Raw genomic sequence first — 25886 nt, forward strand, 5'->3', positions numbered from 1 at the left:
ATGTTGATCCGGCGGGGGGATCAGGCGTTGACGGTCACGTTGATGCGCGGCGTACCGGCCAGCACCGACAGCGCGTCGGCGTTTTCGATGGTGATGTATTTGCCTTTCACGCTGAGGATTTCGCTTTTCTGGAAGCGACCCAGCAGGCGGCTGATGGTTTCCACCGTCAGCCCAAGGTAGTTGCCGATGTCGCCGCGGGTCATGGTCAAACGGAACTCGCGCGGTGAGAAGCCGCGCTCCGCAAAGCGGCGCGACAGGTTGTAAACGAACGCCGCCAGGCGCTCTTCGGCGTTTTTCTTCGACAGCAGCAGGATCATGTCCTGGTCGCCTTTGATCTCGCCGCTCATCAACCGCATGATCTGCTGACGCAGGTTCGGCATTTTGCCGGACAGATCGTCGAGGGTCTCGAACGGGATCTCGCACACCATCGAGGTTTCCAGCGCCTGAGCGAAGCTCGGATGCTTCAGGCCGCCGATGGCGTCGAAGCCTACCAGGTCGCCCGCCAGGTGGAAGCCGGTGATCTGCTCATCGCCTTGCTCGGTGATGGTGTAGCTTTTAATGGTCCCGGAACGGATCGCGTACAGCGATTTCAGCTCGTCGCCAGCCTTGAACAAGGTCTGGCCTTTCTGGATGGGCTTCTTCCTCTCGATAATGTTGTCGAGCTGGTCCAGCTCGTGAGCATTGAGGGTGAAAGGAATGCACAGCTGGCTGATGCTGCAGTCCTGGCAATGGATCGCACAACCACCAGACTGGATACGACGAATCACGCGTTTTTCCGGGATCATAGATTACGCTCATTCAATAATTGATATGAGTCAATTTTAACATCTTTTGCTGCAGCTGATAAGGGTGGCATTAGCATGAATAGGGGTATTGTGTGCGAATTTTGCGCACACATGCCGCCGATTATTCTGTATCGGACTGAAGTTATGAGTATTATTTGTGACTTATGCGTTTTATTCACACAAGTTATTAATAGTGCCCTGCGGGCACGAGCGCGGCGTTGGGCACTGTGCTTTATTAAGCAGCGCCAAACAATGGCGCTGGATAAGCCGATCGCAGCGGCTACAGCAAACTTTTCGGCAGGTAGCCTTCATGCTGCAGCAGCCACTGCTTGCGCTGTACGCCGCCGGCATAGCCGGTCAGCGCGCCCTGCGAACCGATCACTCGATGGCAGGGCACCACGATGCTGATCGGATTTGAACCGTTGGCCATGCCGACGGCGCGCGAGGCGGTCGGACGGCCGATGCGTTGCGCCAGCTGGCCGTAGGTCAGGATCTCGCCACAGGGGATTTGGCGTAGCTGTTGCCAGACGGTGCGCTGGAACTCGGTGCCGGCGGTCATCACCGGCAACCGATCGATAATGCTCAGTTCCCCGGCGAAATAGCGCTGCATGGCGTCGGTCAGCCCGCTGGGATCGCGCTGTTCGCGCAGGGTAAACCGATCGGCGCGGTAGTGGGTGTTCAGCAGCTTCATCAGGCGCGCTTCGTGATCGGTCCAGTCGATCGCCCGCAGGCGCCCCTGTTCATCGGCAATCAGCACCAGTTCTCCCACCGGCGTGGCGGTACGATCAATCAAAAAAGTCTGCATCTGGCTCACTCCTCAGTTTAGTGTGGCGATTATCGCATGAAATGGGAGGGAGCGATGGCGGATTTCGGACATGCTGATGGGCAACCGCAGGGTTGCCCGAATAGCCGGCTTACGGTAAGGCGGGGAGTTATTGTGCGATAAATTTATAAAATAAATTTATAAGTCATCAAGACAAGTTGCGTCTTGTTTATTATTTCAGCAGGCAGTAACGCTTTGTGCTTACTTATAGCTGATAGTCACGCGCTTTAAATGGGGATCGTTATTCACCAACTCACTGCTGACGGCAGAAACTAATTCTTTTGGCATCTCTTTTAACGAAGAGGATATATACCCGTTCTGATATTCCGTCACTTTACCGAAGCAGCTGGAGATAAGCTTTTCATCCTGATGTTTGACGGTGCAGGCCGGTGTGGTAATGGCGCCGGTGAAGCGCACGACGCCAGAGGCGACCTGGCTGCCGGAAAGCGGTTTTGCTTGCAGAGCGAAGGGCAGAATGACCAATGCGCTTAATACGGCTAAGTAATGGTTCATACGCTGTTCCTTTCAGAGTAAAAACACTGCCAATTAAAAAACAAGCGCGCTTGTTTTCATAAAATAAGCTATTTCGTCTGGCGAAATAAAAACGAATGGGCAAAAATCCTACTGCCCGCATTCAATGAATTTGATAATAGGGAGGTAGGATGAGTAAAACCATGATTTGGATCATAGTGAAGACCGGTTAATGATTTCAGGCGCGGGCGGGATAACAGGCTGTGATCGTTCTCTCAGGAAAGTCGGGCAATGGCAGCCGTTTTCGCCCTCGTTGCGCGGCCGCAGCAACGGGGGCGAGAGCGGGATTACAGCATGCCGCTGCTGCCGCAGATGCGGATCTTTTCCGCCACCACTTCTTTCATCGCCAGCTTGCCGGGGACGATGTATTTGCGCGGATCGTTGGCGTCCGGGTGCTGCGAAAAGTAGCTTTTTACCGCATCGGCGAAGGCGATTTTCAGTTCGGTGGCGACGTTGACCTTGCAAACGCCGAGCGAGATCGCGCGCTTGACCATTGCTTCCGGAATGCCGGAGGCGCCATGCAGCACCAACGGCACGTCCACCTGTTCGCGGATCAGCGCCAGGCGTTCGAAGTCCAGCTTCGGTTCGCCGTGGTACAGGCCGTGGGCGGAACCGATCGCCACCGCCAGTGAGTCGATGCCGGTGGCGGCGACAAACTCGCGCGCGGCGGCCGGATCGGTATAGAAGCTGTCCGCCGTATCGACGATCAAATCGTCTTCCTGCCCGCCCAGGCGACCCAGCTCCGCCTCCACGCTGGCGCCGTAGCGGTGACACAGGGCGACCGCGGCGGCCACCTTGGCGATGTTCTGTTCAAACGGCAAGTGGGAAGCGTCGATCATTACCGAGCGAATGCCGCTTTTTACCTTGTGCTCGATGTCGTCCAGTTCTTCGTGATGATCGAGATGCAGCGCCAGCGGCAGATCGTAGCGGTGCGCGGCCGATTGGCAGATGCCGATCAGGTAGTCGGTGCCGGCATAGCTGAAGGTGCCGGGCGTGCCGGCCATGATCACCGGCGAGCGCAGCTCGGCGGCGGTCTCCGCCACTACCTGCACGGTTTCCAGATTGTGGACGTTAAACGCCGGCACGGCGTAACCCTGGCGCTGCGCCTTGAGCAGCATGTCTCGGTTGGCTATCAGATACATGGGATCTCCTTACAGCTCGAGGGAAGGAAAACGGTAAATCGTCACGCCTTTCACCACCCGGTTAACCTCGCCGGTCGGGCAAGGGTTGTCCGGGGTCAGCCCCAGCGCCAGCGAACTCTCGAAGGCCAGCATCTGGCTGAACAGCAGATACGGGAACAGCAGCCAGATATCGTCAGCGGCATCGTGCATATGCAGCAGGGCATCGGCGAGAGGTTGGCGTTCGCCGGTCAACCCGACCAGCTGCATCGCCTGCCCATCGCGCTGCAGCTCGTTCCACAGGTCGCGGTCATACTGACGGGCGTAGTCGTGGTGGGAGAACATCAGCACCACCAATGTCTGGCCGTCGACCATAAATTTCGGGCCGTGGCGCAGGCCGAGCGGCGAGTCGTAGCGCGTAACGATGCGGCCGGCGGTCAGCTCCAGCATCTTGAGCGAAGCCTCTTCGGCGAGGCCGGTAAAGCAGCTGCCGCCGAGGGTGATATAACGGCGGAAACCGCTGGCGGCCAGCGCCTTCACCTGCGGCTGCAGCGTTTCGCGCAGTGTGCGGCAGCGCTGCACCATGGCGTTCAACGGCGCCTGGGCGGCCTCAAGCGACGTTGGGCCGAGCAGCAGCGCGGCGCTCAGCATCATGCAACTGAAGCTGGAGGTCATGGCGAAGCTCTGATCGTTGGCGCCCTGCGGCATTACCAGCGAGCAGACGTTGCCACGCTGATGCGCGTACTGCGCCAGCCGGCTGTCCGGGTTGCACACCAGCATCAGATGATAGCTTTCCGGCAGCAATTGATCGGCCAGCTCCACCGTCGCCACGCTTTCCGGGCTGTTGCCCGAACGGGCGAAGGAGACCAGCAGCGTCGGCCGGTCAGGGTCGAGATACTGCAGCGGGTTGGCGACAATATCGGTGGTGCCGTAAGCCACCACGTCGCGGCCGGTGCGTTCGCGCAGCCAGGGGGCCAGGGCGCGGCCGGCAAATGCCGAACTGCCGGCGCCGCACAGCACGATTTGCAGGCGCGGATTGGCCAGCAGCGGCGCCAGGAACGGCTGCCACTGCGCCTGTTGATCCTGCAGTTGGCGATGCAGCGTCGCCCACAAATCCGGCTGTTGCCAAATTTCTGCGGCGGTATGCCAGGCGTTGCGCTGCTTCAGCCAATTCGTCTCGTAAGAGAAATACGCGTTCATGATGACAGCTCCTTAAAAAGCCTCGGTTAACGGTCGGCGATAATCACGTCGATCCCTAAATGGTGCAGCGCCTGCAGATAGTGTTCAGGAATGCGGCTGTCGGTGACCAGGCGGTGGATCTGGCCGATGTCGCGGATCATGCAAAAGCTGGTGCGGCCGAATTTGCTGGCGTCGGCGATGGCGATGACTTCGCGCGCCACCTCGCACATCACCCGGTTCAGCTGCGCTTCGCCCGGATCCGGCGTGGTGATGCCGCTCGCGAGATCGAAGCCGTCGACGCCGAGAAAAAGCTTGTCGAACCGATACTGGCGCAGCTGTTGTTCGGCGGCGGGGCCGTACAGCGACCAGGCTTTGCGGCGCACGCTGCCGCCGACCACCATCAGGTCGATCTCCTCGTTGTTGGCCAGTTCGAAAGCGATGTTGAGCGCGTTGGTCATCACCACCAGATCCTTTTTCCCCGCCAGCTGCGGCGCCATTTGGCTGGTGGTGGAGCCGGAGTCGAGGATGACGGCGTCGCCGTCTTCAATCAGCGCCGCCGCCGCGCAGGCGATGGCGTGTTTTACGTCGCGATTGATGCGGCCCTTGTCCTGCAGCGGGCGGTCGAAGGCGAACTGTTTGTTCAACATGGCGCCGCCGTAGGCGCGCACCGCGCAGCCGTGTTTTTCCAGCTGGCGCAGATCGCTGCGGATGGTGACGCTGGACACCGAAAACTGCTGGCTAAGCTGCTCCACGCGCACCGTGCCCTCGCGGCACAGCTGGTCGATAATTAATTCCCGGCGTTTTGCGGTATTGATCATTAATGCAGACTCCTGATTTACCTGTAGCCGTGCCCGACCGCGGCTTAATAAGCCGCAGCGATACCGACCGGAGCGCTTTCAGTTGTTCGTGGCGAATTACAGCAAACGAAACACTGAAATGCAATCGATTAATTTTAAAATATCTATATCTATCAGTTGGTTATATTTGATTTTGCTTTCGGTTGAGCGGCAACCGAAAGCGGTGTTAACGCAAAGTGAAAACGGCAAATTCGTTATTTTTCAGTCGCCAATTCCCAGCGCTTATTCATTCAGTCCATCGATGCCGAAAGCCGCAGCGATCGCTCGACAACCGCCGGGCTTTCACTGTTTTTTTTTATGCCGGTGCGCTTAAAAGCGCTGCGCCGCGCACGCCGCTGCTGTCACCGTGCACCGGCGGGAACACCGCCGCCGGTTCCACGCCCGGCAGCAGCCAGCGCCGCATCGCCGGCGGCAACAGCCGATACAGCTCGCCGACGTTGGACAGCCCGCCGCCCAGCACGAAGGCATCGACGTCCAGCAGCAGCTGTAAGCCGGCCAGCGCGCTGGCCAGGATGTCGACGTACATGGTCATCAGCTGTTGTGCGAGCGCATCACCGGCACGATAGCAGGCGACCAGCGCCGGCACGTCGGCGGCCGGATGGGAGAAATGGCGGCTCAGCGCCAGCAGCCCGCTGCCGGAGACGTAGCGTTCAAAGCAGCCAGTCAGCCCGCAGTTGCAGCTGAACAGCGGCAGATCGTAACGCTGCGCCAGCTGGGCCGATATCGGCATATGGCCCCATTCGCCCGCCACGCCGCTGCGCCCCTTGTGCAGTTGCCGGTTCACCACCAGGCCGCCGCCGGCTCCGGTGCCGATGATGGCGCCGAACACCAGCGGCAGGTGCGCGGTTTGCGGCGTGCTGGCTTCCGACAGCGCGAAGCAGCGGCAGTCGTTCTCGATGGCGATAGGTCGCGCCAGCGCCTGCGTCAGGTCATCCGCCAGGCAATGGCCGGTCAGGCAGGGCACGTTGACCGCTAACTGGCGGCGGCTGACGGGATCGGTGATCCCCGGTAAACCGATGCCGATGCTGCCGCGCGTGTGCAGTTTGCGATCCGCCTGCTCGGCCAGCCCGGCGATGCAGGCCACGAACTCGCCGTAATCGCCGGTTGGGGTGCGCACCCGCTGGAGCAGCACCTGATTGAACCGGCGATCGTAAGCGGCCATTTCAATTTTGGTGCCGCCGATGTCGAAGCCGTAACGCATCTCTCTCATCGCCATGCTTTAGGCTCCGCTCAGGGCGATCACCGCCGCCTCGCGGCGCGCGCGTTCGGCGGCGAACACCATCAGATGGCTCTCCAGCGCTTCCGCCGGGCCGGCCAGCACCTGGCTCGGATCGTTGGCGCGAATAGCCGCGATAAAGTGCTGCATCAGGTAGTAGTCGCCGCCGCCGTGGTCGGCCATGGCGTGCAGATCCTGGCCGGCGTCGGTGTCGTAATGCGTTTCACCGTCGTCGAGGAACGAGGTGATGCGAATATGGCGGCCGTCGCCCTCCAGGCAGCCGCGGCTGCCAAAGATGCGGGTGTGCCGATCTTCGTGGCGGGTAAAGGCCGTCATGGTGAACGACGCGGTGCGGCCGCCGGCGAACTGCATGTTGACCACCTGATGGTCGACCACGTTATTGTCGCAGCGGTAGACGCAGCGGCCGTAAGGCCCGTCTCGCAGCGCCGCCCGCAGCGTCGTCTGGTCGGGTTCTGGCGTCAGCACGCGCAGAAAACCGGGCGTGGCCTTGTGATTGTCGCCCAGATAGATGCGTTTGGCGGAATAGGGGCAGTTTGCCTCTACCGCGCAATCCAGGCAGTTGTCCGCCGCGCCGGCCGGTTGGTTTTCCTGGCGGAAGTGGCGCAGGTTGCCGAAGGAGCTGACCTGTTCGCAGGGCTGCTCCATCACGTAGCGGATCCAGTCGATGTCGTGGCAGGATTTCTGCAGCAGCATAAAGGCGGCCTGCCGATCGTTGCGCCAATTGCCGCGCACGAAGGAGTGCGCCTGATGCCAGTAGCCGACCGGTTCCAAATGTTGCAGGCTGATGATGTCGCCGATCGCGCCGTCGCGCAGCAGCTGCTTGAGCTTTTGGGTATAGCGGGTGTAACGCAGCACGTGGCCGACCGAGAAGATCAGCTTTTGGCGCGTCACCTCGGCGACGATGGCGCGGCACTCGTCGGCGTCCGGCGACAGCGGTTTTTCCAGCAACATGGCGTAGCCCAGGCGGGCGAAGGCCAGCGCCGGTTCGAGGTGCATCTGATCCTGGGTGCAGATCAGCACCGCGTCGGCCAGCTTGCCGGCGCCGGCGGCCTGACGCCAGTCGGTGAAGACGTTTTCCGGCACGATGGCATGCTGCGCCACGAACGGCTCGCGGTAGGCGTCGCGCGGTTCCGCTACCGCCACCACCTGCATCAAATCGGGATGCGCCAGCGCATAGCGCGAGTAGATTTCACCGCGCGCCCCGGCGCCGATCACCAGCACCCGCACCGGGCGATGGGCAAAGCTGTTGGGTTGTGTTGACGACATTGCTGGATACTCCGCTGTTGTTATTTGAGGTTTTGGCCGCTGAGCTCGTCGAACAAATGCGCGCGCGTCAGATCGAATGCCAGATGAATGTTTTCGCCGAGGCGCGGCTCCCAATCCGGCAGCGACGCCATGCGCAGCACGAAGCGCAGATCGGCCAGTTCGCAGTGCAGCAGCTCTTCGTTGCCCATGCGCTCGATAGTGACGATCTGCGCCGGGAAACAGTTGGCGCTGCCGGGCGCGCACAGCCGCAAGGACTCCGGCCGGATGCCGAGACACACCCGCGCATGCGGGTAGTCCGCCAATTGCCGTTGCAGCGCAGGCGGCAGATCGAGCTGGTGCTGCAGGCCGATACGCAGCCGTACCGTTTGGCCGTCGCGCACGATCGCCAGATCGTGCAAATTCATCGACGGGCTGCCGATAAACTCGGCGACGAAACGGTTGGCGGGGTGGTGGTACAGGTTGATCGGTTTATCCACCTGCATGATGGCGCCGCGGTTCATCACGCAAATGCGATCGCCCATGGTCATCGCCTCGACCTGATCGTGGGTGACGTACACCATGGTGGCAGCGGCGCCTTCCTGCTTCAGCTGGTTGTGCAGTTCGATCAGTTGCACGCGCATCGACACCCGCAGCTTGGCGTCGAGGTTGGACAGCGGCTCATCGAACAGGAACACCTTGGGTTTGCGCACGATGGCGCGGCCGACCGCCACCCGCTGGCACTGGCCGCCGGAGAGCTGGCCCGGCTTGCGCTGCAGCAGATTGGTGATCTCCAGCTTTTCCGCCGCGTCGCGCACCCGGCGGTCGATCTCGGCCTTGCTCTCTTTGCCGATCAGGCCGAACGCCATGTTCTTGTACACCGTCATGTGCGGGTACAGCGCATAGTTCTGGAACACCATGGCGACGCCGCGATCCTTCGGCATGCTGTCGTTGACGCAGCGATCGTGGATCAGGATCTGCCCCTCGCTGACGCTCTCCAGCCCGGCGATCATCCGCAGCAGGGTGGATTTGGCGCAGCCGGACGGGCCGACGAACACCATAAATTCCCCATCCTCAATGTCCAGATCGACGCCGTGCAGCGCGTGGAAACCGTTGGGGTACACTTTTTTAACGCTATTTAACTGAATTCCGGCCATGTCGTTTACCTTGTCTGCGCGTTAGCCTTTCACCCCGGCGCTGGCGATGCCCTGGATGAAATAGCGTTGGAAAATAATGAACAGCATCAGCATCGGGATCACCGCCATCAGCGCCCCGGCCATCAGCAGCGGGTATTCCACCCCGGCGCGGCTGGAGAGCGAGGCCAGCCCAACCGGCAGCGTCAGCTTCTCGGTGGTGGTATTGACGATCAGCGGCCACATCAGGTTGTTCCAGCTCCACAGGCCGTTGATGATGACGCAGGCGATAATGCCGGGCCGGATCAGCGGCAGCATGATGCGCCAGAAGATGGCGAAGTAGCTGTAACCGTCGATCAGCGCCGCTTCCTCCATCTCCTTCGGCACCGCCAGGAAGAACTGGCGCAGCAGAAAGGTGGCGTAAACGCTGAAAATGCCCGGCAGCACCAGCCCGGTGATGCTGTTGACCAGCCCCAGCTTCTGCACCACCAGGAATTGCGGGATCAGAAACGCCTGTCCGGGCACCATCAGGATCGACACGCACACCAGAAACACCGCGTCGCGGCCGCGAAAATGCAGGCGCGAGAAGCCATAGGCGGCCAGGGTGGCGATCGCCATCTGCAGGGTGACGGTGAAGAAGGTCGCCAGCAGCGAGTTGAGATAAAAACCGGCGAACGGGATTTCGTGCATCACCCGGCCGTAGGCCTGCAGGCTGGGATGCGCCGGCAGCAGCGTCAGCGGGATCTGAATGCTCTCGGCCTGGGTTTTCAGCGAGGTCACCAGCATCCAGATAAAAGGCACCACCGAGGCCAGCGCCGCCAGCCCCATAAACAGGTACACCAGCGTTTTCTTGCTTGCGTTCATGTGCAGCTCCTCAGCTGACTTTCAGGCGCTTGCCGATCGCCATTTGAATCAGGGTGATCACCAACGTGACGGCGAACAGCACCACGGTGATGGCGGAGGCGTAACCTTTTTCCTGCAGGTAAAACGCGTACTTGTAGAACAGGTTGGTGACGGTCATCACGTCGTTCTCCACCAGTGCGCGGTCGAACATCAGGAACACCACGTCAAAGATTTGCAGGATCTCGATAAAGCTCATCACCGACACGAAGAACAGCGTCGGCACCATCATCGGCAGCGTGATGCAGAAGAAGCGCCGCAGGGTGCCGATGCCGTCGATGTCCGCCGCTTCGTACAGCTGGCGCGGAATGCTCTGCAGCCCGGCCAGCAAAATGATGATTTTCAGCGCCAGCGACGACCAGATGATGATGATGGACACGCTGATGCGCACCACGTCCGGATCGGACAGCCAGGCGACCGGCGCAATGTGCAGCAGGCCCAACGCCTGATTGATCAGGCCGAAATCCTTGTTGAACAGCCATTGCCACACCATGGCCACCGCCGCTGGCATGGTGACCGCCGGCAGGAACAGCAGGGTGCGCAGCAGGCCTTTGCCGCGGATGTTCTGGTTGAGGCCAATCGCCAGCAGCAGCGACAGGCTCAGGCTGATCGGCACGCAGACCACCATGTAAAACAGGGTGTTGGCGGCGGCAGTGTAGAAGTCGTCGTCTTCAAACAGGTTGAGATAGTTATCGACGCTGATGCTGCTCCAGCGCATGAATTGGTTCAGATCGGTAAAGCTGTAGAAAATGTTCTGCAAAAAGGGGATCAGGTAAAACACCGTCACCCCCAACAGCAGCGGCAGGATCATCACCCAGCCCCAGAAGCGTTCGGCGCGTTCGAGCCGATTGAGCGCGGGGCGGGCGGTGCGCCGGGATGGTTTCAGGGTGACCGTAGCCGTTTCTGCCAGCGACATGTTGCCATTCCTCACCTATGACGTTCAGCGTGGGTCCACCGCGGCGCGCGCTCGGGGCAGCGCGCCGCGGCGGGGCGATTACTGCTCCATGACGCGCGCGATCTTCTTGACCGATTTGTCCATTTCCTGTTTGGCGTCCGCGCCCATAAAGATCTTCTTCAGGCTGGCGATCCACATGTTTTGCCACTTCGGCGTATTGGTGCCGGCGGTGGGGTAAGCCTGGGTCACTTCCAAGGTCTGGATGTAAGGCGAGACGTCGACTTTCTGAATCTGCTGCGCCCAGACTTTGGCTGCCGTCTTGTTGGCCGGGATCACCACCTTGGCCAGCTCCGCCTGTGAGGCCTCGCTGCTCATGAAGGCGATATATTTCCAGGCGGCCTGCTTGTGGGCGCTTTTCGCCGACATGGCGAAGGCCAAACTGTGGGCCACGCCGGACTGGCGTTCAATTTTGGGCATCATCACCACGCCGATGTGGTCGTTGATCAGCGGGTTATTGGCGAACGGCGCCGCCAGCCAGGAACCGGCATAGACCATCGCGGCGCGGTTGGACTGGAAGATGTTCTCGGTTTTGACTTCGCTCATCTGCTGGGCGCTTGGCATCAGGCCGTCTTTCATCATGCCCTGCAGCTGCTGATAGACCCAGAGGGATTTGTCGTTGGCGATGTCGGTGGGCTGGCCATCTTTCGGCACGATGTGATTGCCGTTTTGGAACAGCAGGTTCATGTAACTGTCCTGACCGTCGATGCTGAGATCCATCACCAGCGGGAAGGCGGCGCCTTTCAGCCCGTTTTTCAGCGCGGCGGCCTTGCTCTTCAGATCGTCCCAGCTCCAGTCGCTGGTGGGATAGCTGACGCCGGCCTGATCGAACAGTTTTTTGTTGTACCACACGGCGATGGAATCGACGTCGCGCGGGATGGCCATCTGTTGGCCGTCGTACTGATAGGCTTTCACCGAGCTGGCGACCACGTCGTCCAGTTTAAGGCCGCTGTCCTTAATATAGGGCGCCAACGGCTCCATAATGCCGTTTTTGGCGTACTGCACAAAATAAGGCATATTGATCCAGAATATATCTGGCGCTACGCCGCCGGCAGCGGCGGAATCTAATTTAACGAAATATTGCGCCGAGGGAGTTAATTCTATTTCTATTCTTATATCCGGATTAGCCTGTTCAAAACGCTTGGCAATCTCCTGTTCGGCGGGTAATTGGTTTCTGTCCCAAACGGCATAGCGTAAAGTTATTTTATCTGCGGCATGGAGCAGCGTAGGTAATAATAATGCGCTGGCAAGAATAGAATGCGCCAGCAGGCGGCCGGTATTTTTTATCGGTGACATTGCTTTCCCCTCGGTGAGCGACGAATAGCGTTTTTCGCAACGTAAATTCTTTCTATCCCTTAACTTTCAATGTGTCAATACACCCCCAAACGCCCAAAAATGGGGCGACAATGTTTCGTTGTTGTTAAAATCGAAAGGCTTTCACGGCCAAGTGAAAGGCACTTTCGTTCACATTTCATTAACCTTTTGGCGGGGTTTATCCCCGGTGGCGCGGCATTTAGCGGCCTTCGCAGGCATAGGAATAACTGATAACCCTTGCACCATAATGGGGATTAAAAATATTTTTATTGTGCAAGCTTCAGCTTCTTTCATTTTTGTGATGCAAATAAACAAAAAAATCTTGCTGGGGCTGTCCGAGGAGGGCGCTTGAACGTTTTTTATTGCCGGCTATTGTTTGTGGTGATAAAAGACGCTAGCCTGAATCTCACAACATTTATTCATCCAAAATAAAGAGGGCGAAATATCATGCGCCTGTCTCTGGTATTTACGCATTGCCTGGAAAAAGTATTTCATCGCCAAAATATGCCGCCCATTGCCGTGGAAAATCGGCTGAGCGGGTTAAATAACGAGGTGCTGTCCTGGCAGGCGGTGTACTGTTTGCAAACCCCGGGCAACGAGACTCGCCATGAGCTGTGTTATCAACTCGACGGGCCGCTGGCGGAGTATATCAGCGTGCGCCAGGTGCAATCGGTGCCGAGCGGTTTTCCCTGTTATCGCGAGACCGATGAGAATTACCTGACCACCGAGCCGGGCTTATTTCCCGATCCGCTGATACCGCTGCCGCAACGGCGTTTTTTTGCCGCCTGCCGCTATTATGGCAGCCTGTGGTTGACCCTGACGCCGCCGGCCGACGCACAACTGGCCGGCGACTTTCCGTTGACCCTGCGGCTGCTGGATGCCCAGAGCGGCGAGGCGCTGGCCGAGGCCACACTGACGCTGCATCTGGTGCCCGCGGCGTTGCCGCCGCAAACGCTGTTGCACACCGAATGGCTGCACACCGACTGCCTGGCGGATTACTACCGTTTGGCGGTGTTCAGCCCGGCGTACTGGCGCGCGGTACGCAACTTTGTGCGCTGCGCGGTGCAGGCCGGCGTCAATATGCTGCTGACGCCGCTGTTCACGCCGCCGCTGGATACCGCCGTCGGCGGCGAACGGACCACGGTACAGTTGGTGAGGGTGACACATTCGGCGCACGGGTATGGCTTCGATTTCAGCCGTTTGGCGCAGTGGGTGGCGTTGGCGCAGGAAGAGGGCATCGAGCACTTCGAAATCGCGCCGCTGTTTACCCAATGGGGCGCGGCGCATGCGCCGAAGATAGTGGTGGAGGAGCAGGGCGAGACGCGAACGCCGTTCGGCTGGCACACCGATGCGCAGGGCGAAGCGTATCAGCGTTTCCTACAGGCGCTGCTGCCGGCGTTGACCGCCTGGTTCCGCGGACGGGGGCTGGAACGGCAGGTATGGTTCCATGTTTCCGATGAGCCGACGTTGGACAACCTGGCGGCCTACCGGCGCGCCAGCGCCGCGCTGCGCCCGCTGCTGGATGGCTTCCGCACCTTCGATGCGCTGTCGGATTTCGCGTTTTATCAGCAAGACCTGGTGGAAACCCCGGTCGTTGCGACCGACCACCTCGAACCTTTTATCGAACACCAGGTCCCCGGCCTGTGGGCCTATTACTGCTGCGTGCAGAAGACTGAGGTCGCCAATCGCTTCTTCGCTCAGCCTTCGGCGCGCAACCGCATATTGGGCGTGCAGCTGTATCTGTACCGCATCGCCGGCTTTCTGCACTGGGGATTCAACTTCTATAACAGCGCCCATTCGCGTGAACGCATCAATCCGTACGCGGTGACCGACAGCGGCCATGCGTTTCCCTCCGGCGATCCGTTCGTGGTCTATCCCGGTGAGGATCTGCAGCCGGTGGAGTCGCTGCGCCTGCGGGTGCTGCACCAGGGTCTGCAGGACATGCGCGCGCTGCAGCTGCTGGAGAGTTTGACCGATCGGGCGACGGTGGAAGCGCTTATAGAAAGTGAGCTGGGCATGCGCATCACCTTCAAGCGTTATCCGCACCAGGCCGGGCCGCTGCTGCGCCTGCGCGACGCGGTAAACCGCCGCATCGAAGCGTTGCTGGCGCCGATGTGAAGGCAAGTGGGGGCGAAAATGCGTCTTTCACTCCCAATTCGCCATTACTTTGCTATACCTGATAGTCGATGGATTCACTTTATTGTCATGTAACTGACATGTCAGAGTCACGGCTCTGGCTTAAGTTTGCAGCGACTACGTCAGGAGATAACGCGATGTTCAGCCTGGATTCTCTGTTGCAAGATGCATTTCCACACCGCAATACCCCCGCCTGGCAGCGCAGCCTGCTAAGAACCCTTCTCTTCGAAAAAGAATTCAAACAGTTCGCCGCCGATTATCCCCATCTGAAAGGGCTCGATCTGATCGAGCAGGTGGTGGACTACTTTAACCTCAGCTGCGAACTGGTGGACGGCGATCTGGAAAACATCCCGAGCCAGGGGCCGGTGGTGCTCGTGGCCAATCACCCGATCGGCTCGCTCGACGGCTTGGTATTGCTGCGCGCCGTTGCCGCGGTGCGCCCGGACGTGAAAGTGGTGGCCAACCAGCTGCTGACCTACATTGAACCGCTGCGCAGCCTGTTCGTGCCGGTGGATAACGTCGCTTATAAAACCAGCCGCAAACAGATTGAAGGCATGCAGCAGCAGCTGGACAACCAGGGGGCGCTGATCCTGTTCCCGGCTGGCGAAGTGTCGCGCATGAGCCCGAAAGGCATCCGCGACGGCCACTGGCATACCGGTTTTCTGCGCCTGGCCGCCAAAGCGCGCGCGCCGATCGTGCCGATCCACATCAGCGCACGCAACAGCAACCTGTTCTACTTTACCTCTCTGGTCTACCGGCCGCTGTCGACCTTGCTGCTGGTGCGCGAAATGTTCCAGCAGCGGGGCGGGCGCATCAAGATCCGCGTCGGCGGCCGCGTGCCGTTCGCCAACTGGCACGACGGCCACACCAGCGCCAAGGATCTGGCGGAGCGTTTTCGCCGCCACGTCTATCGTCTGGGCCAGGGCAAGCCGGGGCTGTTCGCCAGCGAATCGCCGATCGCGCTGCCGGAAGATCGTCTGGAGTTGAAAAAGGCGCTGGCGAACTGCGAACGGTTGGGGGTAACGCCGGACGGTAAAACCATCTATCTCTATCGTCGTCATGACGAAGCGCGTACGCCAATCCTGCGCGAGCTGGGGCGCCTGCGCGAGATCGCCTTCCGCGCGGTGGGGGAAGGATCCGGCCGCCGCCGCGATCTGGACAGCTACGACGACGATTACTACCACCTGGTGCTGTGGGATGAGGAGGAGCTGGAGATCGTCGGCGCCTATCGCTTTATCCCTACCGCCGAACAAATTGCGCGCAAAGGGCTGGAAAGCATCTACAGCAACAGCCTGTTCCATTATGACCGCGATATGGAACCGATCCTGGCGCAGGGCATCGAGCTGGGGCGCAGCTTCATTCAGCCGGCCTATTGGGGCAAGCGCGGGCTGGACTATTTGTGGCTGGGCATCGGCGCCTATCTGTCGAAATACCCGCAGTACCGCTATCTGTTCGGGCCGGTGTCGATCTCCGGCGGCATGCCGCTGGCAGCACGTGATTTGCTGATCGCCTTCTATCGGCTCTATTTCTCGCCGGATCACGCGTTCGCGCAGTCGCGGCGGCCTTATCCGGCGTCGCTGCCGCAGGTGCTGGCGCAGTTTGCCGGGGACAACTACCAGGAAGATCTGGTGCGGCTGAAGAGCCTGCTCAGCAATATCGGCTGCTCGATCCCAACGCTGTACAAGCAGTACACCGAACTGTGCGAGCCGGGCGGGGTACAGTTTATCGACTTTGGCACCGATCCGGCGTTCAACAACTGTATCGACGGGCTGGTGTTGGTGGATACCACGCGGCTCAAGCCATCGCGGTATCAGCGTTACATCGCGGTGCACCAGCCGCAGCCGGCCGAGACGGCATGACTACAGTCTGACTCATGCCTTTTTGATCTAAGCACGACCTTGGGGCCGGCGACGGGATAGCGCTACGATAAACGTTTTGCTTTCCACCGCCGGAGCCCGTCATGCCCCATTCGTTTATCCCGCCGTTATTGTCCGCCGATGAACCCTCTGCCGCCGCCGTGGAAATCCCGCGCGGCAAAGCGCCCTTTTTGCTGCTGTGCGATCACGCCGGTAAGGCGATACCGCAATCCCTTGGCGACCTTGGTTTGCCGCCGGGGGAGATCGAACGCCACATCGGCTGGGACATCGGCGCGCTGAGCGTGTCGCGCCATCTGAGCCGTCAGCTGGACGCCACCCTGATCCACCAGCGTTATTCACGGCTGGTGATCGACTGCAACCGGGCGCCCGGCATCGCCAGCTCGATCCCGCATTTGTCCGAACTGACGCCGATACCCGGCAATATCGGTATTGACGCCGAGCACGCGCTGGCGCGCGAGCGTGAGGTGTTTTTGCCGTATCACCACGCCATCGACGATCATTTGGGGCAACGTCAGCTGCGCGAACTGCCGACGGCGGTGATCGCCATGCACAGTTTCACACCGGTGTTCAAAGGGGAATCGCGCCCCTGGCAGGTGGGGTTGCTGTTTAATCGCTACCCGGAATTCGCCCGGCTGCTGGCCGAGCTGCTGCGCGAAGAGGGGGATTTGCAGGTGGGGATCAACGAGCCCTATGCAATGACCGACGCCACCGACTACACGTTGCCGGTGCACGCGGAACGGCGCGGATTGCCTTACGTCGGCATCGAAATTCGCCAGGATCTGATCGCCGACGAGCGCGGGCAACAGGCATGGGCGAAACGTTTCGCGCGCCTGCTGCCGCAGGCCTGGCAACGCTGGCAAATTTGACTTTAGGAATATTCCCAGAGATGATAACCATAAGGAATACATAAGACGTCATTAGAAAAAAAGTCAGGAGAGACGTGTGGAGCACAGCGATAACGGACTGTTTATCAAACGGGAGCGTTTTGAAGTTCTGGCGATTCTGCGTGAAATTTGCAAACAACGCACGCCGCTGCGCGTAGAAAATCAGCAGCACCGGTTTCAAAGTCTGTTATTGAGCGTCGGGCCGGACAATATCGTGTTTAGCGGTGAGGAAGCGGAAAACGCCATCGACGGCGCCTGCACCATCGTGATTGAAAGCCACGACGCCAAAATCGAGTTTTCCGTCGGTCAGGCAGAACTGACCGAACATCAGGGCGTCCAGGCCTGCTCGACCCGGCTGCCGCAGGAGTTGGTCTATATCCAGCGCCGCCGCCAGTTCCGCATCACTACGCCGCACTGGCGCCAATTCTTCTGCACCGGCGAGTACCCGGACGGCACGCCTTATGAGCTGCGTATCCACGATCTGTCCGCCGGCGGCGTCGGTTTGCGTTTCGACGGCCCGCTGCCGGATTTCTTCCAGCCTGGCCTGCAGTTCAAAAAAGCGGAGCTGGATCTGGGCAGCTACGGCAGCTTCAAGGTCAATATGGAGCTGGTGGTGGTCAACGACGATCAGGAAACCGACGATAACGACCAGGTGGTGCACTTCTCGCGCCTGTCGTGCCGTTTCCTCAAGCTGGGGCTGGCGATGGAGCGCAAAATTCAGAGCGCGGTGTTCGCCTTCGAGCTGGATTTCAACAAAAAGAAAAAACGCTGATATTTATCAGGGGCGGGCATGCTGCCCCTGACTCTCCACAGGTCTTACGGTTTTAACGCCCGCAGGCTGCCGATCTCTTCCCAACCGAAATGCGCCGCTTCGGCCAGCACGTCGCACACTTCGCCGCCGGCGGCAACCACGGCCGCGTCGAGCGCGGCGCCGCGCAGCAGATGGCTCACCAGCAGTGCGGTGAACAGATCGCCGGTGCCTTTGACCGCCGATTTGACCTTCGGATGGGTAAAGCACTGCGCTTCCTGCCGGGTGACCAACATTAAACCCACTTCGTCTTCGTGCTGTGCCACGCCCGGCGCGCTGGTGACCAGCACCCATTCGGTGGTGTCGTTCAACAGCGCCTGCGCGGCGCGTTGCGTCTGCTCCCGGCTGCTCAGAGAGCGGCCGCACAGCTGCTCCAGTTCGAAACCGTTCGGCGTCAGGCCGTTGGCCAGCCGCAGGAACGGTGAACGATAGCAATTGACGATGCGCTCATCCACGTAGATCCCTTCGCCGTAATCGCCTATCACCGGATCGATATAGATCCTTATCTGCGGATTGAGGGCGCGCACCCGCTGCAGCCAGTTGGCCAGAATATGGCACTGCATCACGTCGCCCAGGTAACCGACGATCACCGCCCGGGTGCGTTTCATCACGCCGCGGGCGATCAGATCGTCGAGAAAGCCGCCGAACCACTCGCCGGAGATGACGCCGCCATGCGGCTTGCCGTAATAGGGCGGGCAGCCGAACAGCACGCTGGGCACCTGCAGCGCTTCCAGCCCCTTTTTCAGCAGGGCACGGTAGGCGATACCGTTGCCGACGCTGCCGTAAACCACCTGAGATTGAATGCTGATCACGTCGATGGACGGTGATCGCAAGGGTGAAGCCTGTTGCATGAGTTACATCCTTGGTTCGTTATTATCCAGCCAGCGGGCGAACACCTGCCGCGCGCGCTGTTCCAGCTGTGCGCCGTGGCGCGCCGCCTGTTCGCGCAGGCTCTGGGGCGCGATGCCGGCCAGCTCCAGCTCGCAGGCATGGCCAATCAACCAGCGTTCGATATCGCGGTGATCCGCCTCCAGATGGAACTGCAGACCGAGCGCGAACCCCTGATAGTCGAAAGCCTGATGCGGGCAAATCGCCGTGCCGGCCAGGCAGCGGGCGCCGTCCGGGATCATGAACATATCGCCGTGCCAATGCAGCACCGGCGTATCGGCCAGCGGCGCCAGCACCGAGTCGTCTTGGGCCGCGAGCGTGGTCAGCGGAGCGAAGCCGATCTCTTTAACGCCGAGCGAAATAACCTCAGCGCCCAGCGCCTGGGCGATCACCTGCGCGCCGAGACACACCCCGAGGGTCGGCCGCCGCTGCGCCAGGCGTTGTTTGACCAGCGCCAATTCATGGTCGAGAAAATCATAGCGCTGCTCACCGGAAAAGTGCCGGGCGGCGCTGATCGGCCCGCCGAGCACCACCAACAGATCGGTCTCTTCATTATTGATAGCACGAATATCATCGCGACCGGCATCGTAATAGTCGATCTGATAGCCACGCAGCGAGAGCAGGGAACCGAGAATACCCAGGTTTTCAAAATTGACGTGTCGAATGGCGACGGCTTTTTTCATTGTTTAACCTCGTGAGCGTGGGTGAACGGCGTCAGCGCCAGCGACTCGCCCAGGACCGTGATGCCCTGCGCGCCGCTCTGATAGACGATGCGGCGTTCGCTGACCTGGCTGAGCTGCACCTGATAACCCTGCGCGGCCGGGAACAGCGCGCAGGCCTGCTCCAGCTGATCGGCTGCCCACGGGGTGAACAGCTGCAGGCGGGCAAAGGCTTTTCCTGCATACTGAATGTCGAGCACGTAATGTTTATCCATGGAACCCCTTACTTTTGGCCGCGGAAGCTGCTAGTCTTATTTGAATTAGTACAAAAGGATTTATGTATGAGTTTATTGTATGCAAAAGGCGGCGGCGCTGTCCAGATTGCCGAGCAGATCGCCGCACGCATCAAAGACGGCGCGCTGCGGCCGGGCGAGCTGTTGCCGCCGGTACGCCAACTGGCTGCGGAGCTGGAGGTCAATCCGAATACCGTCGCCAGCGCTTATGCCCGATTGCGTGATGCCGGCCTGGTGGCGACGCGCGGGCGGGCGGGAACGGTGGTGCTGGAGCCGCCGCTGGCGGCGGTGAGTGCGGCCTATGCGCCGCGCCAGGTGCCGGCGGGGATGTGCGATCTGGCCAGCGGCAACCTGGATGCCGCTTTGCTGCCGGCGCTGAGGCTTGACGCGGCGGAGGTGTTCCCGCAGCAAAACGGCTATGACATCAGCGGCGACCTGCCGGTATTGACCGGTCTCGGGCGTGAGTGGCTCAGCCGCCAGGGCGTCACGCTGGGGGAACCGGCGGTGTTTTCCGGCGCGTTGGACGCGATGGAAAAGGCGCTGCGCTGCCATGCGCAGCCTGGGGCGGCGGTGTGGGTGGAAGATCCCTGCTGGCCGCCGCTATTGACGCTGCTGCGTCACCTGCGCCTGCGGCCGCTGCCGCTGGCGGTGGATGAACAGGGCTGTCGGCTGCCGGAGAGCGGCGCGGCCGACGCGGTGATCCTGACGCCGCGTGCCCATAATCCGACCGGCGCTTCGCTTTCAGCGCAACGTGCGCAGCAGTGGCGAGGTTTTCTACGCGGCCATCCGCAGTGTCTGGCGATCGTCGACGATTTCTGGGGGCCGTTGTCGCAACAGCCGCTGCATCTGCCGTTCGACGGCGATCGCGGCCTGTACGTGCTGTCGCTGAGCAAGTTTCTCAGCCCGGATCTGCGCATCGCGCTGGCCTGCGGCAACCCGACTTTGCTGCAGGCGATGCGCGCCGATCAGTACATCAGCGAACGCTGGGTCAGCCATATCTTGCAGCAGATCGCCGCCAGACTGTGGGAACAAGCCTTGCAGGAAGGGCAATTGCAGCGGGCGCAACAGGCGTATCAGGCCAGACGGGATGAGCTGGTCCAGCGGCTCAATGCGTTGAATCACACGGCGCTGGCGGTAGGTGAAGGGCTGCATCTGTGGGTGCCGGTGCGCTCGGAAACCGCCGCCGCGCAGCTGATGGCGCAGCGGGGGTGGCTGGTGCAGGGCGGTGAACCTTTCCGCCTGAAGTGTGGTCCGGCGCTCCGCGTCAGCCTGGCGAACGTCACGCCGTCGCAGTTGGCGCCGCTGGCGCAGGATCTGTCCGAAGCCATGCGGGCGGCGGCGGCGATCAACTAAGCCGGCGTCAAACTCTCTTCCGCCAGTAACTGCAGCGAGGCTAACCGGGCGGCCGGTTCGGCGATCGGCGTGTCGATGATGAACTCGTCCACGCCGTACTGTTGCTGTAGCTGCGCCAGTTGTTGATGCACCTGCTGCGCGGTGCCGAGCAGAATATGGCTTTCCCGCGGCTCGATGCGGTAGTCGGTGGCGCCGGCCTGCTGCACGAAACTCTCGGCCTGCGCCAGGCTGCCGACGGTCACGCTCTGCTCACCGGCGACGTGCACGCGGTATTGCTGAATCTCCGCCGCCAATGCTGCGGCCTGTTCCTCGCTGGGGGCCACGATCGCCGCCACTGCCAGCAGCGCCTTGCGGCCGCCGCTGTGTGCGGCGTAGTGCTCCAGCGCGTCGCGGATATCCTGCGGATTGCCATTCAAATGCGCGGCGAACACGAAGGCCCAGCCGGACTCGGCCGCCAGCGTCGCGCTTTCTTTACTGGCGCCGAGCAGAAAACGCTGCGCGCCCTGCGGCGGCAGCGGCGTGGCGCTCAGGCCCGGTTCGGCGTCGTCGTTCAGGTAAGCGGTCAGCTGCGACAGCTGCTGCGGGAAGGCCGGTTTGTTTTGCCGATCGTGGGCGGCCTGCAGCGCCTGGGTTGCGAGCGGCAGCCCGCCGGGCGCTTTGCCCACCCCGAGATCGACGCGCCCTGGCGCCAGCGCCGCCAGCAGGTTGAAGTTTTCGGCCACCTTGTAGGCGCTGTAGTGCTGCAGCATCACGCCGCCGGAGCCGATGCGAATGCGCGACGTTTGGCCGAGCAGATAGCCGATCAGCACTTCCGGCGACGGGCAGGCGAGCTGCGGCGTATTGTGGTGCTCGGCCAGCCAGAAACGCCGATACCCCCAGCGTTCCGCCCGTTGCGCCAGCTGCAGCGTGCGCGCCAGCGCCTGCGCGGCGCTTTCCCCTTCGGCGATCGGACTTTTTTCCAATATGCTCAAGGCATAAGCCATTTTTCCCGCTCCTTTCCTCATCAGATATGCCTGACAAATACCATGCGGGCAGCGCACGGCTTAATACTGATTGGCGATAGGATATTCCATTGATCCAAAACGGATTTGGATATACGCAGAACGGTAAAGCGCCGCGATGTTACCCCTCGAGCCAGGCCTTCAGACGAATGGCGTCACGGTAGTGGCCGTAGCGCGGCTGCGAGCCGAGCAGGATCATCACCACCGGCTGCCCTTTGATGGTGGTGCGCATCACCAGGCAGTGACCGGCCTCGTCGGTAAAGCCGGTTTTCTGCAGCTGGATCTTCCAGGCGGGGTTGTTGATCAGGCCGTTGGAGCTGCGGTAAACCAACTGGCCGCGGCCAGGGCGTACGACCTGCTGCTTGTCGGTGCTGAAGCGACGAATCGACTGATAGCGATAGGCGTGATTGACCATCTTCAGCAGATCGTTGGCGGTCGCCACATTGCGCGGCGTCAGCCCGGTCGGATCGTAGAAGCGGGCGCGTTTCATGCCGATGGCGCGCGCTTTCTGATTCATTTTCGCCACGAAGGCCTTGCGCCCGCCGGGATAACTGCGGCTCAGCGCGGCGGCTGCGCGGTTCTCCGAAGACATCAGGGCGATGTGCAGCATGTCGCGGCGGCTGAGCACCGAGCCGATGGTCAGGCGCGAATGGGTTTTTTTCAGCAGATCGCGATCGGCGGCGGTGACTTTGAGCTTGCTGCCCATCGGGCGTTTGCTGTCCAGGGCGACCATGGCGGTCATCAGTTTGGTGAGCGAGGCGATCGGCAGCACGCGGTTCGGCTGCTTCTGATAAAGGGTCTTTCCGGTGCGTTGATTGACGACCAGCACCGATTTGGCATTCAGCACCAGCGGCGGCGTGGCGGCATGCACGGGCGCCAAAACGAACAGCAGGCTGAACAGCAGGGCGGCGCCGAAGCGCCGGACAGGCAGACGGAGAAAAGCGTGAGATAAAAGCATAACGGCGGCAATAGTGACCCTAAGTGATTAAAAAATATCAAAAGAGTCTGCCGGGCAAATGTGAAGGAAATAGGGCGATAATCGCTCAAACTGTTACAACAATCCCTTTTGCCGCAGGGTGAAGCGGGTGGCCTCGTTCAAATCGTAGTCCGCGAGGCGCTCGCGCGGCACCCAGGCGTAGTCATCGAACTCGTCGTTGATCGTCACGTCGCGGTTGGCGGCATGGCAGTCGAAAATCAGGTAAATCATGTAGATTTGCTCCCGGCTGCCGTCGGCGTAAGTTTTGATGCGCACGTCATCGCGGAAAGTCCAGGGCGTGATGTTGTCGAGGATCAGCGCGGCGCCCAACTCTTCGCGCACTTCGCGCCGCAGCGCCTGTTCTATTTGTTCACCCGGCTCGACGCCGCCGCCGGACAGCGCCCACTGGCCGGGAAACACGCCCTTGTGCGCCGCCATTTTGCACAGCAGGAAGGCGTTATCGTTTTCAATTAGCGGGCAGACAATGATGCGTTGGCGCATGGAAGACTCCTGTCAAAATGGAAAGCAGCCACTTTAACATGGGGTTTGGCCCCTTAGCGTGAGATAAATCAAAGCGTTGCATTTGCGCAGAGCTGCGGCAACCGCCTCTCTGCGCTACGGTCAGTAGATTTCCGGCACCACCATGTTGTCCGGCACCGGGTTACGGTGGTACTCCGGGCTGCGTTTGCGCTGCGGCAGCGTGATGACGTTACCTTCGGCTTCCTCATAAGGCACCTGCTGCAGCAGGTGAGTGATGCAGTTCAAGCGGGCCTTTTTCTTGTCGACGCCCTGAACCACCCACCAGGGAGCCTCGGCAATGTTAGTGCGCGCTAACATGATTTCTTTGGCCTCGGTGTAGTCCTCCCAGCGGCGGCGGCTTTCCAGATCCATCGGGCTGAGTTTCCACTGCTTGAGCGGATCGTGAATGCGGCTGAGGAAACGCAGCTCCTGCTCCTCATCGGTGATCGAAAACCAGTATTTGACGATTTGGATGCCGCTGCGCGTCAGCATTTTTTCGAATTCCGGCACGCTGCGGAAAAACTCCTCGTACTCTTCGTCGTTGCAAAAGCCCATCACGCGCTCCACGCCGGCGCGGTTATACCAGCTGCGGTCGAACAGAACCATTTCGCCGGCGGCGGGCAGATGCGCGATATAGCGCTGAAAATACCACTGGGTGCGTTCGCGATCGTTCGGCGCCGGCAGCGCCGCCACGCGGCAGGTGCGCGGGTTGAGGCGCTGGGTAATGCGTTTGATCACGCCGCCCTTGCCGGCGGCGTCGCGGCCTTCGAAGAGGATCACCAGCCGATGGCCGGTACGCATCACCCAGTCCTGCAGCTTTACCAGTTCGCCCTGCAGGCGCAGCAGTTCGCGGAAGTATTGCTTGCGCCAGGCTTTCTTCGCGTCGCTGTCGACTTCTGCCGCGTTGAAGCGCAGGTCGTCCAGCTCCATTTCCAGCTCTTCGTCGTAGCTGTCGTAAAATTCTTGCAGCAGGCGCTGGTTGAATCCGTCTTCGCGGTTGAATTCATGCATGGTCATCAGATTTTCTCCGTATCAGCCCGGTGTTAGAAGTGGTTGAAGATCCAGTACAGCACCGCCGACAGCAGCACTGAGGCCGGCAGCGTTAGCACCCAGGCCATCAGCAGATTGCGCAGGGTGGCCATCTGCAGGCCGGAGCGGTTGGCTGCCATGGTGCCGGCGATGCCGGATGAAAGTACGTGAGTGGTCGAAACCGGCAAGCCGAAGGCGTCGGCCGCGCCGATGGTGGTCATCGCCACCAGTTCGGCGCTGGCGCCCTGGGCGTAGGTCAGGTGCGATTTGCCGATCTTTTCGCCCACCGTCACCACGATGCGGCGCCAGCCGACCATGGTGCCGAGCCCCAGTGCAATCGCCACCACCACTTTCACCCAGAAGGGAATGAAGCGGGTGGCGTTGTCGAGTTCGCCCTTCAGCGCGTCGAGGTTGCGCTGCGTGTCGGGATTGATCTGCAACTGATGCTCTGCCTTCAGGTGCTTGATGGTCTCGGACGCCAGGTACATGTCGTTGCGGGTGTTCGACACCGCCTGTGCCGGGATCTTGTCGACCGAGCCGTACTGGCGAATTTGATCGCCGATCGCGCCGGTCAGTTGCGCCAGCGCCGGCACCACCTCCGGCGTCAGATCGCTGGTGCGCACATAGCCGGTCAGCACCTCGCGCGGCGGCGTTTGGCCGCCGGCCGGGAACTGGCGCAGCAGCTGGCTTTTGGTCACCTCCGCCAGCGCCGCCACCCGGGGGATCTGCTCCGGCGGCATCGAACGGTTCAGGGCGTAGGCGATCGGCATGGTGCCCACCAGGATCAGCATGATAAGGCCCATGCCTTTCTGGCCGTCGTTGGAGCCGTGGGCAAAGGAAACGCCGGTGCAGGTGAGGATCAGCAATCCGCGGATCCACAGCGGCGGCGGGCTATTGTCTTTAGGCGCGCTGTACAGCTGGCGGTTGTTGACGAACAGCTTCAGCGCCAGCAGCAGCAGGCCGGCGAACACGAAGCCGATCACCGGCGACAGCAGCAGCGCATAGCCCACCTTGATCGCCTGGCCCCAGTCCACGCCGCTGGTGCCGGTGCGGCCGTGGATCAGGGCGTTGGCCACGCCAACGCCGATAATCGAGCCGATCAGCGTATGCGACGACGAGGCGGGCAGCCCGAGCCACCAGGTGCCGAGGTTCCAGATGATGGCGGAGAACAGCAGGGCGTACACCATGGCGAAGCCGTTGCCGGTGCCGGCCTGCAGAATCAGCTCGACCGGCAGCAGCGAAATGATGCCGAAGGCCACCACGCCGCTGGAGAGCAACACGCCGAGAAAGTTGAAGAAACCGGACCACACCACGGCGACCATCGGCGACAGCGAGTGGGTGTAAATCACCGTCGCGACCGCATTGGCGGTGTCGTGGAAGCCGTTGACGAAT

25 protein-coding genes are annotated in these 25886 nt (G+C 60.9%); 5 read left to right on the forward strand and 20 right to left on the reverse strand.

Features of this window, described 5'->3' with window-relative positions:
- Positions 1-20: 20 nt before the first annotated feature.
- The 12 genes from MMS95_RS22205 to MMS95_RS22260 all read right to left on the reverse strand — a co-directional run bounded on the left by MMS95_RS22205 (position 21) and on the right by MMS95_RS22260 (position 12053).
- Entirely contained in the window at positions 21-785 is a 765-nt protein-coding gene (locus tag MMS95_RS22205; RefSeq protein ID WP_004938278.1) for an FNR family transcription factor, read from the reverse strand.
- A 280-nt stretch (positions 786-1065) separates the two neighbouring features.
- Entirely contained in the window at positions 1066-1590 is a 525-nt protein-coding gene (gene ogt / locus MMS95_RS22210) for a methylated-DNA--[protein]-cysteine S-methyltransferase (protein ID WP_004938274.1), read from the reverse strand.
- Between the two features lie 219 nt (positions 1591-1809).
- Complete coding sequence (locus tag MMS95_RS22215) at positions 1810-2121, reverse strand: hypothetical protein (protein ID WP_015377982.1); 312 nt, start codon at positions 2119-2121, stop codon at positions 1810-1812.
- Positions 2122-2426: 305 nt separating this feature from the next.
- Entirely contained in the window at positions 2427-3281 is an 855-nt protein-coding gene (locus MMS95_RS22220; RefSeq protein ID WP_033632947.1) for a tagatose bisphosphate family class II aldolase, read from the reverse strand.
- Between the two features lie 9 nt (positions 3282-3290).
- Positions 3291-4457 (reverse strand): SIS domain-containing protein, encoded by a 1167-nt coding sequence (locus MMS95_RS22225; protein ID WP_033632948.1) that lies wholly within the window; start codon positions 4455-4457, stop codon positions 3291-3293.
- A 26-nt stretch (positions 4458-4483) separates the two neighbouring features.
- Complete coding sequence (gene agaR, locus MMS95_RS22230) at positions 4484-5254, reverse strand: transcriptional repressor AgaR (RefSeq protein WP_085336851.1); 771 nt, start codon at positions 5252-5254, stop codon at positions 4484-4486.
- A 334-nt stretch (positions 5255-5588) separates the two neighbouring features.
- Positions 5589-6494 carry an ROK family protein gene (locus MMS95_RS22235; RefSeq protein WP_033632949.1) on the reverse strand — a complete coding sequence of 302 codons (906 nt, stop codon included), beginning with the start codon at positions 6492-6494 and terminating at the stop codon, positions 5589-5591.
- Between the two features lie 18 nt (positions 6495-6512).
- The gene (locus tag MMS95_RS22240; protein WP_242142293.1) at positions 6513-7796 is read right to left on the reverse strand and encodes a Gfo/Idh/MocA family oxidoreductase; all 1284 of its coding nucleotides are present in this window, start codon (positions 7794-7796) and stop codon (positions 6513-6515) included.
- Positions 7797-7816: 20 nt separating this feature from the next.
- On the reverse strand, positions 7817-8929 hold the full coding sequence (gene ugpC, locus MMS95_RS22245; RefSeq protein WP_004938255.1) for a sn-glycerol-3-phosphate ABC transporter ATP-binding protein UgpC: 1113 nt from the start codon (positions 8927-8929) through the stop codon (positions 7817-7819).
- Between the two features lie 21 nt (positions 8930-8950).
- Positions 8951-9769: a carbohydrate ABC transporter permease gene (locus MMS95_RS22250; RefSeq protein WP_004938251.1), complete on the reverse strand. Its 819-nt coding sequence runs from the start codon at positions 9767-9769 to the stop codon at positions 8951-8953.
- Positions 9770-9779: 10 nt separating this feature from the next.
- The gene (locus MMS95_RS22255; RefSeq protein WP_242142296.1) at positions 9780-10721 is read right to left on the reverse strand and encodes a sugar ABC transporter permease; all 942 of its coding nucleotides are present in this window, start codon (positions 10719-10721) and stop codon (positions 9780-9782) included.
- Positions 10722-10799: 78 nt separating this feature from the next.
- Positions 10800-12053, reverse strand: a complete 1254-nt coding sequence (locus MMS95_RS22260) for a sugar ABC transporter substrate-binding protein (protein WP_033632953.1) — start codon at positions 12051-12053, stop codon at positions 10800-10802.
- 465 nt (positions 12054-12518) lie between these two features.
- Here MMS95_RS22260 and MMS95_RS22265 point away from each other — a divergent pair, with 465 nt between their 5' ends.
- The 4 genes from MMS95_RS22265 to MMS95_RS22280 all read left to right on the forward strand — a co-directional run bounded on the left by MMS95_RS22265 (position 12519) and on the right by MMS95_RS22280 (position 17740).
- Positions 12519-14189, forward strand: a complete 1671-nt coding sequence (locus MMS95_RS22265; RefSeq protein ID WP_242142298.1) for a DUF4091 domain-containing protein — start codon at positions 12519-12521, stop codon at positions 14187-14189.
- A 155-nt stretch (positions 14190-14344) separates the two neighbouring features.
- Complete coding sequence (olsF, locus tag MMS95_RS22270) at positions 14345-16066, forward strand: ornithine lipid synthase OlsF (RefSeq protein ID WP_015377973.1); 1722 nt, start codon at positions 14345-14347, stop codon at positions 16064-16066.
- A 101-nt stretch (positions 16067-16167) separates the two neighbouring features.
- Complete coding sequence (locus MMS95_RS22275) at positions 16168-16950, forward strand: N-formylglutamate amidohydrolase (protein ID WP_015377972.1); 783 nt, start codon at positions 16168-16170, stop codon at positions 16948-16950.
- A gap of 76 nt (positions 16951-17026) precedes the next feature.
- Positions 17027-17740, forward strand: coding sequence for a flagellar brake protein (locus tag MMS95_RS22280; protein WP_004938226.1), 714 nt, complete (start codon positions 17027-17029; stop codon positions 17738-17740).
- Positions 17741-17784: 44 nt separating this feature from the next.
- Here MMS95_RS22280 and MMS95_RS22285 read toward each other — a convergent pair whose 3' ends face one another.
- The 3 genes from MMS95_RS22285 to MMS95_RS22295 are packed head-to-tail and all read right to left on the reverse strand — an operon-like array spanning position 17785 to position 19598.
- Positions 17785-18627: a PfkB family carbohydrate kinase gene (locus MMS95_RS22285; protein WP_015377971.1), complete on the reverse strand. Its 843-nt coding sequence runs from the start codon at positions 18625-18627 to the stop codon at positions 17785-17787.
- A gap of 3 nt (positions 18628-18630) precedes the next feature.
- Positions 18631-19347, reverse strand: coding sequence for a glutamine amidotransferase (locus MMS95_RS22290; RefSeq protein ID WP_021503767.1), 717 nt, complete (start codon positions 19345-19347; stop codon positions 18631-18633).
- Positions 19344-19598, reverse strand: a complete 255-nt coding sequence (locus tag MMS95_RS22295; RefSeq protein ID WP_033504591.1) for a hypothetical protein — start codon at positions 19596-19598, stop codon at positions 19344-19346. Before MMS95_RS22295 ends, MMS95_RS22290 begins: the two co-directional genes overlap by 4 nt.
- Before the next feature lie 66 nt (positions 19599-19664).
- On the opposite strand from MMS95_RS22295, the gene MMS95_RS22300 reads away from it, so the two are divergent.
- Positions 19665-20969 (forward strand): aminotransferase class I/II-fold pyridoxal phosphate-dependent enzyme, encoded by a 1305-nt coding sequence (locus MMS95_RS22300; RefSeq protein ID WP_242142300.1) that lies wholly within the window; start codon positions 19665-19667, stop codon positions 20967-20969.
- Here the strand turns inward: MMS95_RS22300 and MMS95_RS22305 are convergent.
- From MMS95_RS22305 to MMS95_RS22325, 5 genes are all read right to left on the reverse strand, one after another.
- Positions 20966-21952, reverse strand: a complete 987-nt coding sequence (locus MMS95_RS22305; RefSeq protein WP_242142302.1) for an MsnO8 family LLM class oxidoreductase — start codon at positions 21950-21952, stop codon at positions 20966-20968. The genes MMS95_RS22300 and MMS95_RS22305 overlap by 4 nt on opposite strands.
- Before the next feature lie 139 nt (positions 21953-22091).
- Entirely contained in the window at positions 22092-22928 is an 837-nt protein-coding gene (pbpG, locus tag MMS95_RS22310; RefSeq protein WP_242142304.1) for a D-alanyl-D-alanine endopeptidase, read from the reverse strand.
- A 93-nt stretch (positions 22929-23021) separates the two neighbouring features.
- Positions 23022-23447: a nucleoside triphosphatase NudI gene (nudI, locus tag MMS95_RS22315; RefSeq protein ID WP_004938207.1), complete on the reverse strand. Its 426-nt coding sequence runs from the start codon at positions 23445-23447 to the stop codon at positions 23022-23024.
- A gap of 120 nt (positions 23448-23567) precedes the next feature.
- Entirely contained in the window at positions 23568-24482 is a 915-nt protein-coding gene (gene ppk2, locus MMS95_RS22320) for a polyphosphate kinase 2 (protein ID WP_103085312.1), read from the reverse strand.
- A gap of 26 nt (positions 24483-24508) precedes the next feature.
- A partial coding sequence (locus MMS95_RS22325; protein ID WP_242142306.1) for an inorganic phosphate transporter occupies positions 24509-25886 on the reverse strand: 1378 nt, incomplete at its 5' end.

The organism is Serratia sp. PGPR-27 (genome assembly GCF_022678525.1).
Lineage (GTDB): Bacteria > Pseudomonadota > Gammaproteobacteria > Enterobacterales > Enterobacteriaceae > Serratia > Serratia nematodiphila.